This window comes from Marinagarivorans sp., from assembly GCF_982758155.1.
Genome location: NZ_CEXWTU010000080.1, coordinates 1 through 8,401 on the forward strand (window position 1 = coordinate 1; position 8,401 = coordinate 8,401).

Annotated in this window: 7 protein-coding genes; 4 read left to right on the top strand and 3 right to left on the bottom strand. The window is 45.6% G+C overall.

The features are described 5' to 3' along the window. Nucleotides 1-389: 389 nt before the first annotated feature. The gene (locus AC3A8L_RS10555) at nt 390-3,014 is read right to left on the bottom strand and encodes a P-loop NTPase fold protein (protein ID WP_487962215.1); all 2,625 of its coding nucleotides are present in this window, start codon (nt 3,012-3,014) and stop codon (nt 390-392) included. 213 nt (nt 3,015-3,227) lie between these two features. Between AC3A8L_RS10555 and AC3A8L_RS10560 the strand changes: the two genes are divergently transcribed. From AC3A8L_RS10560 to AC3A8L_RS10570, 3 genes are all read left to right on the top strand, one after another. Continuing rightward, nucleotides 3,228-3,383 (top strand): type II toxin-antitoxin system Phd/YefM family antitoxin, encoded by a 156-nt coding sequence (locus AC3A8L_RS10560; RefSeq protein WP_487962216.1) that lies wholly within the window; start codon nt 3,228-3,230, stop codon nt 3,381-3,383. A gap of 135 nt (nt 3,384-3,518) precedes the next feature. Further along, nucleotides 3,519-3,773, top strand: coding sequence for a type II toxin-antitoxin system Phd/YefM family antitoxin (locus AC3A8L_RS10565; RefSeq protein ID WP_487962217.1), 255 nt, complete (start codon nt 3,519-3,521; stop codon nt 3,771-3,773). Beyond that, the gene (locus AC3A8L_RS10570; protein WP_487962218.1) at nt 3,766-4,041 is read left to right on the top strand and encodes a Txe/YoeB family addiction module toxin; all 276 of its coding nucleotides are present in this window, start codon (nt 3,766-3,768) and stop codon (nt 4,039-4,041) included. Before AC3A8L_RS10565 ends, AC3A8L_RS10570 begins: the two co-directional genes overlap by 8 nt. Nucleotides 4,042-4,146: 105 nt before the next feature. Here AC3A8L_RS10570 and AC3A8L_RS10575 read toward each other — a convergent pair whose 3' ends face one another. Together AC3A8L_RS10575 and AC3A8L_RS10580 are read right to left on the bottom strand one after the other, a co-directional pair. Then, nucleotides 4,147-4,482 carry a hypothetical protein gene (locus tag AC3A8L_RS10575; RefSeq protein WP_487962219.1) on the bottom strand — a complete coding sequence of 112 codons (336 nt, stop codon included), beginning with the start codon at nt 4,480-4,482 and terminating at the stop codon, nt 4,147-4,149. 379 nt (nt 4,483-4,861) lie between these two features. Then, a complete protein-coding gene (locus tag AC3A8L_RS10580) occupies nt 4,862-7,297 on the bottom strand; it encodes a glycoside hydrolase family 94 protein (RefSeq protein ID WP_487962220.1) in 2,436 nt (811 codons plus the stop codon). Nucleotides 7,298-7,757: 460 nt separating this feature from the next. Here AC3A8L_RS10580 and AC3A8L_RS10585 point away from each other — a divergent pair. After that, nucleotides 7,758-8,401 (top strand): DUF6174 domain-containing protein (locus tag AC3A8L_RS10585; protein WP_487962221.1); only part of this gene is annotated, 644 nt, incomplete at its 3' end.

Genomic DNA, 8,401 nt, shown 5'->3' on the forward strand with positions numbered 1-8,401 from the left:
CGTACAAATCGATGTACCAAACCGATAGCGGCGAAATTATTTTGCGCGGCATTGGAAGTTATAGCTTTTAATTAGCAATTAAAGGTAAAAGATAAACGGGGCTAAATTGGCTCCGTTTTTTATTGGGTGGATTCAAGTCTGAAGTGCATAACCGTATATTACAGCTCAGATTTAGTGACTCTCGATAGCACTAAAACCCGTTTGAAACTAAGCAGCGAGATCTCGGCCCGCGCGGCAAAGCTTTCCCAAAAACGTCGTGAACCCATCTCGACATTGTGCTCCCTGCAATGTTCTACCATCGGCTATCCTGCCGAAGCAGGGACTCTAATCGGCGTCCTGCCTCATAAGTTTTGAAAAGCGTTACCGCGCTGGCCTGACAAGAGAGCCAACTACAACTCAGACGTCCCATTTAATCCTCGCTCATTTACCAATTTAGCTACTAGCGCCGTTATTCTATCCAGGTCATCTTTCTGACCCTCACCAACGTCTAGTCTGTTAAATAAACTCTTGTATTCTAACACTGCATCATTCTCAATTTTTCCTGATGAGATCTTTGACTCTAGACATGGAATCACAGATGAAAACAGCCATGGAATTACAATAGGAACTCTTAAACTTGCAATATTAGGCAATATACTTAGGTATCCCTCTAGCAGCTTTTCATCCAACCTGGTTTTAGATATTTTACTCTCTAAGTCTTTAAGTAGGGGCGAAAAAACAGAGCCACTCACATTGTTGTAAGCACCAAGCACCAATACTAAATACGCTGGAAGCAATGCTTCAAAGCCAAGTTCTTTTTCAAGAATTTGCAACCGCCCTAACGAAGAGCTAACCTCAAAAAAGTTTTTTTCAAGCATGCAAAAGGGAAACATTTCTCGAAGTTTTGAATTTTCTCTGCGACCTAATATACGAGCAACACCGCTCACCAAAAAGCTTGAACTTTTACCCCACCCCAGATACCCATGCCGTATAACTTGTGCAATAAAATCATTAACGACTATTGCGTTAACTCCCGTTTTAGTAAAATAATTGATTGCCAGATTTATTTCTTCCTCTTCAAATTCCCAGCTATCTATTTCCCAGATACTAAACATTGACCTTAGCTGGTATACATAAGGGTAAAACACCTCGGCTGGCAACATATCGTTCAAAGATACTGTACGGTTTCCTGTCAATTTATTTAGCCTGTGCAACCGAAGAAGATCCTCATGCGTACTCTCGCTAGCCGTTTTTACTCGGTTACGATATTCGCACTCAAGCCCCTCAAGAGGCTCTACATCCAATAAGAATTCGTTACGCGCCAACTCTTCAATCGCCTCGGTTAGGCCATCATGAAATATTTCAGGCGAAGTTTGCCGTTGCCAAAAATCATTAACCACCCCAATCCATGCATGTAAGAATTCAAGCCCCCCCGCTATATTCAGCATCTTTGCCAAACAGGGCAACAAATAAACGTAATTGCCTCGATCCGTTATGTAATGTCTGAACTCATGATTAAAGCCATGGATAGAACTTAATTCAAATAGAGCTTCGGCACTCCCATCTCTTACGGCCGCCTCCATGGGATCAACTATCAACTCACTCTTCGCTACATTTTTCTTACACTTGTAGTGCAGACATGCCACTTGTAGCACCCAATCATCTTCATTGCTAACATCTCTATTTAGCACCCTCTGAATACGGCCTGCAGAACTATCCGAGCTCTCATGCTTGCTAATGAGCTGCCCCACAGATTTTAGTTGTTGCCCTTGCCCCGCAAGAACATAAGCAGCACAAACGCCCCCGTGAATATCTGACTCAGGGCAACTATCAACCGCCAAACCAACCGAGTTAACTAAGTACTTGAGGGATCTGGGCGTTATTTTTTCATTCCTATATAATATATTGACTAAATCAGCAGCTGTTTCTCTACCATTAATATCACTTAAAACATCATCCCAATATTTATTAAATAGCTCTCGCCAATGATAAGACACAGCAGGAGGAGCCTTATAAGAAATCGGCACCTTCTTGGTAATATATTCAAAACCGTAATCTTGGCTCATTCCTGTCCCTCCAAGAGCAGCTGCTAACTCCTTTGCACAATACGGCAACAATATCTTCAATTTCCCCCTTTTATCTTTCGATAGCCCTACCAACACATCTAAATCGCCCCATAGCTCAGCCGCGTGTTGGCCAGAAAGCCGATCGATATTATCGATTACGAGGAGGAGACATTGGTTCACCCCAATAAAGTCAACCAAACTGGATAACTCATCTTTCAACTCAGTACTAATTAAGCCTTTATCAAGACCTATGCTTTCTGTTATTTCGTCACCGCTATTTTTTTTAATTAAATTCGAATATCTTTGCGCTGTTGATAATTCTTTCTGCCGATAGCCAAGCAGACCATATATTATTAAATGAACTGCCGGAGAAAGAAAAAGCACAACCAAGAAAGTTGCAGCGAAGGAAAATTCATATTTACCCCAATCAAACTCATATAAGTTTGAAGTTATGACATTCATAGCCGGAGCCGAGAAGGCAGCAGAAAGGATCACCAGCAGAATAAAACTAAGAGTCCACCAAGACATTTTGCTTACAGTATCTTTCTTGTAAAAGTACTCGCGCCCTAACGCCCTGCGCTTTGATTTCTTCAGATCCTCAGCAGTCTTTTGCCCCCCCTGACTTTCTTGCAGCGCAGCCACTGAATCATACAACTCTGAAATCAGAGAAGCCTTCAAGGATTGAGCATGCCGATCAGCATGAAATTCGTGAATTACAAATTGATCCTCATCCGAACTCAGCTCATTCTTGACCAAATTTACAATCGTACTCTTCCCTGCGCCCAACTCACCCTCAACACCTACAATATTGCACTGGTCAGATTTGATATACGCAGTAACTTTACCAGCGACATATGTATGAGCTTTAGTTTCGTAGTCATCGCTAGATGATGGCTCTTCAATTAAATACCTTCTAGCCTTTAAAACCTTTTGGTCTGATCGCACTTGCGACGTATTCAGGGTACTCATTAAACCTTCACTCCCAACCACTTCCGAGAAAAAATTCTATCGATTCTTGATGCATCGGGCATCGCTATGCAGGGCCGTCACCGCCAGGACGGCGGTGCAGAGCTACACGGACGTATTCACGCGTGCCCAGCATAGCGATGCCCGATGCGACTCACAACTAAACCAAACAACCCTGCCCTACACTTGCACAATATATTGCACAGATAGGCGTTCATGAGAGCCGTATCATTCACCGAAGCCCGTAGTGGCCTTAAAAGCGTTTTAGATCACGTCATTGAAGGCGCCGACACCACCGTCATCACCCGCCGCGATGCTGAATATGCCGCAGATAAGCGGTTGCCGAGACGTATTCACGCGTGCCCAGCATAGCGATGCCCGATGCCACTCACAAATGAACCAAATAACCCCACCCCCAAACTCAAGCCAAGCACAGCCACTGTTAGGGATTGCCAACCACCACCACCGCCCCTATACTTGCACAACATATTGTACAGATAGAAAGCTATGAGAGTCGTATCATTCACCGAAGCCCGAAATGGCCTTAAAGGCGTGCTAGATCACGTCATTGAAGACGCCGACACCACTGTAATTACCCGCCGCGATGCTGAAGATGCCGTTGTTATGTCGCTGGATTACTACAACAGCCTGATGGAAACCGTGCACCTACTGCGCTCACCGGCCAACGCCGCCCACCTGGCGAAATCGATAGAGCAATATAAAGCGGGGCAAGCTCAGGCGCGGGAACTGGTTGATGAGTGATGCCGCTGGCAAGCGATTGCTGTGCTGGACAGATGAAGCTTGGAACAACTATCTGTACTGGCAGCAACAAGATAGAAAAACACTGAAGCGAATTAACAAGCTTATCACCGACACCCAGCGCTCCCCTTTCGAGGGCATAGGTAAACCTGAACCGCTGAAAGAAAACCTCTCTGGTTTCTGGTCACGCCGAATCGACGATACCCACCGCCTGGTTTACGCCGTCGATGCGAAAGCAATCACCGTTATTTCCTGTCGCTATCATTACTAACATTAAGCCTTTTACGATTTAACTGCAGCCAAAAAAAAACCGCGAATGCGGGTTTTAATAAATTCGCTTGTGCTTTTCCAAAAAATAAAACAACAGCATTAGCCGCTATTTAACCGAGCATTCTTTCACATCAACATTCAAAACCTGCTCGACCGAACCACTAAATATCCCCAGATTTAATTCGTCCGCCGCGCCAATATCAACAGCTTTAATCAAAGAAACATCCAGCTCACACACCTTGCGAACGCCTTGTCTTTCAATACAAACAGGCCCGTCCCAAATATCCGGGTTAGATTCATCGTTTGCACCATACAGATATAGGATGTAATGGTTAGCAGGGAAAATCGAAGCAGTATCTACAGCAGCGCATTTTCCCGGTGCCTCTACGTTAGCGCATGACAATAAAACCGAGACCTGAGGGATTAAAAAAAAGAGGCGCAATACAGAACACTCCAATAAGCGTCAACAATATTAGAAATAAAAACAGCCTAAGGGGCTAGTAAAAACGAATGCCAACCCGAGAAAAATTTTCAACACTACATCCATCAACAAATCCCCACGAAGAGCCCCTGTAACCTTAAACCAGAAATCCTAGCACACTTTCTTGCATCAACCGTACGAACTAGCCACCAAGTAGCAGGGTGAAGCTAGCAGAAACCCGCAGCGCAAAGGATTGCGCTGCGGAGTCTCCACGGATGGATTCACGACGTGTTTCAGCTGGCTTTACCCTGCTGCCGACTTTGAATGCCGGCCCACAAATTTCAGCCACAAAAAAACCCGCCGAAGCGGGTTTTTTAAAAAGCTAACGACCTGTCGGCAATTAACCCATTACAAGCTGCACATCAACGGTTGAACCCGCTTCTTGCGTAGGCACAATACAACCTTCTACCGCAGTACCATTCACAGTCAAAGACTTAACGCCTTTGCTCACGTGATCTGGGTTTTTCACGGTGATGTTGTAAGTGGCGCCGCGGAATTTACGGGTGAAGTTAAAGCCATCCCAATCTTTAGGAATACACGGGTTAACACCTAAACCGCTGTAATCTGGCTTAACACCTAAAATGTACTGGGTAATAGCGACAAAGTTCCAAGCGGCTGTACCAGTTAACCAGGCGTTTTTCGCTTCGCCGGGTTTAAAGGCATCTTTACCGGCGATCATTTGCGCGTAAACGTAAGGCTCTACTTTGTGAAGATCTGAAATATCCTCCAAGAAAGCTGGTGTAATTTTCGCCCAGTAATCAAACGCACGATCACCATCACCTAACAATGTTTCGGCAATCATAATCCAAGGGTTGTTGTGGCAGAAAATACCGGCGTTTTCTTTGTAACCTGCAGGGTAGGTAGAAATTTCACCGTACTCTACAACGTATTTAGTAAACGCAGGTTGGTTAAGCACAATACCGTATTCACAATCTAAGTGCTCTTTAACAGAGTCCATAGATTTTTTAACCAAACCTTCCTCTAAACCGATACCCGCCATGCCACAAAAGCCTTGCGATTCGATAAAGATTTTGCCTTCTTCGTTTTCTTCACTACCGACTTTTTTACCGTAGTAATCATAGGCGCGTAAGAACCACTCACCATCCCAACCGTCTTTTTTAACAGCGGCGATCATGTTGTCTACGTGTACTTGTGCGGCAGCGGCTTCGTCTTCTTTACCGATGTCTTTACACAGCGTGATGTACTCGTTGCCGTATAAAACAAACTGGCCCGCAATCATTAATGATTCAGCCGTACGGCCTTTTTTGTTGCCGGTGGTTTGGAAAGACTCGTTAGGGTCTTCACTGAAGCAGTTAAGGTTTAAGCAATCGTTCCAATCGGCGCGACCAATTAAAGGCAAGCCGTGCGGGCCTAAGTTATGAACGGTGTGCATAAACGAACGCTTCAAATGCTCGAAGTGTGTAGTCGCTTTGCTCTCGTCGTTATCGTAGGGCACCATTTCATCAAGAATACCGTAGTCGCCGGTTTCTTTAATGTAGTCGGTGGTTGAAAGAATTAACCACAATGGATCGTCGTTAAAGTCGCCACCCAAGTTTGCATTACCGCGCTTGGTTAAAGGCTGGTACTGGTGATATGCCGAACCGTCTTCAAACTGAGTAGATGCGATATCGATAATACGCTCGCGCGCACGCTCTGGCACTTGATGCAAGAAGCCGATCAAATCTTGGTTTGAATCGCGGAAACCCATGCCGCGGCCAATACCTGTTTCGAAGAACGAAGCAGAACGGCTCATGTTGAAAGTCACCATGCACTGGTACTGGTTCCAGATGTTAACCGAGCGATCGATACGCTCATCACCAGAATCAACACTAATCGTGCTAAGCAAATTATCCCAGTAATCCGCTAATTTTGTGAGCTCTGCATCGACTTTTTCGTCGGTATCGAAACGCGCCATTAATGCTTCGGCAGGTGTTTTGTTGATAACGCCTTTGCTTTCCCACTTATTCTCGGGCTCTACTTCGATGTAGCCCAAAGTGAAGATGTAGCTTTTCTCTTCGCCTGGCGCTAATTCAACTTCGATGCAGTGTGAAGCACAAGGTGACCAACCGTGAGCAACAGAGTTGCGTGGCTCGCCTTCGAATACTGCGTCTGGGCGATCGAAATCGTTATAAGTGCCTTTCCATATATCACGGTCGGTATCGAAGGCGCTGATAGGCGCATTCACATTGTAAAACGCGTAGTGGTTACGACGCTCTTTGAATTCTGTTTTGTGGTAAATGGTAGAGTCTTTAACTTCGACTTCACCGGTAGAGAAGTTACGCTGCAGGTTTTGCATGTCGTCTTCAGCGTTCCACAAACACCACTCAACAAACGAGAAAAACTTAAACTTTTTGGTTTCGCCTGTAGTGTTCTTAAGCTTAACGCGCTGCACTTCGGCCCAAGTTTCAAGCGGGATGAACTGAGTGACTTCAGCGGCAATACCGTTGCGCTCGCCGCCGATTTTGGTGTAGCTCATGCCGTGGCGGCAGCTGTAGTTTTCTAGCTCAGTCTTAGTGGGCTTCCAACCTGGATTCCAAACATCGCCACCATCGTTGATGTAAAAGTACTTACCGCCGTTATCAACAGGTACGTTGTTATAACGGTAGCGGGTTAAGCGACGGAATTTCGCATCTTTATAAAAGGTATAACCACCAGCCGTGTTAGACACCAAGCTGAAGAAATCATGGTTACCCAAGTAGTTAATCCAAGGATAAGGAGTGCGTGGGTTAGTAATCACATACTCGCGAGCAGCATCATCAAAATGACCGAACTTCATAAACAGCTCCGTAGCTTATATAAAGAAGAAAGAAAGCCTTAAGGCAGGAAACACCGAACGCTACCGCAATGCCGCAACGTTCGTTTTAGTCTGGGGCGCTACTTTAAAGTAAGCGTTTATAGTCAGCAATGGGGTAAACGGGCCTAGATCAAAAAACTTAAGTGCAAATTGACTATTAGGCGACGAATGGCATGCAGGAGATAGCAAATATCAGAATTGGTATTGATTACAGTACACCCTCCCTGCAATCAAGTCGAAAAATACCCTACGCAACGCCAAGAGTATTGCGACTTTTACGACAACACACAGTGTGTGCGTCGTTAACGAGCATGACGCCCCCGACAACAGTTAACTTGCCCACCGGCTAAGCACGGTTACAAAGTTTTACAGTTTGACTCCTCGGGCTGCGCTAGGATAACGCCCATCAATCACCGACCTCATCAAAGATAAGGAGCCATCAATGAAGGCAAGTCGAATGAGCGCTCTGGCGCTATTAGCCACAGTTAGCATACTCTCTGGTTGCGATGAAGAAACAACCATCACCATAGATAACGAGAGCTCTTCATCAAACGCAAGCAGCGAAGCTAGTACCACTCTGGGCGCTCAGCTCGAACAAGCACGCAACCTCTGGAGCCAGCACGAACATAAAGCCCTAAGTTACGACTATTACCGGTCATGCTTCTGCTTCGGGCGCGATGACTTTCATGTCGAGCTGGAAAATGGTGGCATTGTTCGCGAAACGCCGCTCAGCGATGAGGCGACCCCCATTGCTCAGGAAGTCATTCCAAGTATCGAGGCGATTTTTGACCAAGTCGCGTCAGCCTTAGCCGCTGGCCATGATGTTCAAGCAAGCTTTGACCCGACATGGGGCTACCCAGAAAACGTCAGCATCAACACCTTACCAGGCGCCGAAGACACCACAACAACCTATAGCATTAACAATTTTTCGCTCGCAGGCCCCTACTCCACGCAACAGTCAAATTGGCAAAGAGTTGAGCAAGGGAATTATCAATACACTCTGATCAGCCAAGAAAACTTTTTCGTCTCAGCTACATACGACATTACTGTTAGAGAGGGAGCTGAGGTTTCTCGCACTATAACTGC

Coding starts and splice junctions, on each gene's coding strand:
- AC3A8L_RS10565 (WP_487962217.1), top strand. CDS start 3,519: ATGAGAGTCGTATCATTCACCGAAGCCCGAAATGGCCTTAAAGGCGTG.
- AC3A8L_RS10560 (WP_487962216.1), top strand. CDS start 3,228: ATGAGAGCCGTATCATTCACCGAAGCCCGTAGTGGCCTTAAAAGCGTT.
- AC3A8L_RS10580 (WP_487962220.1), bottom strand. CDS start 7,297: ATGAAGTTCGGTCATTTTGATGATGCTGCTCGCGAGTATGTGATTACT.
- AC3A8L_RS10570 (WP_487962218.1), top strand. CDS start 3,766: ATGAGTGATGCCGCTGGCAAGCGATTGCTGTGCTGGACAGATGAAGCT.
- AC3A8L_RS10555 (WP_487962215.1), bottom strand. CDS start 3,014: ATGAGTACCCTGAATACGTCGCAAGTGCGATCAGACCAAAAGGTTTTA.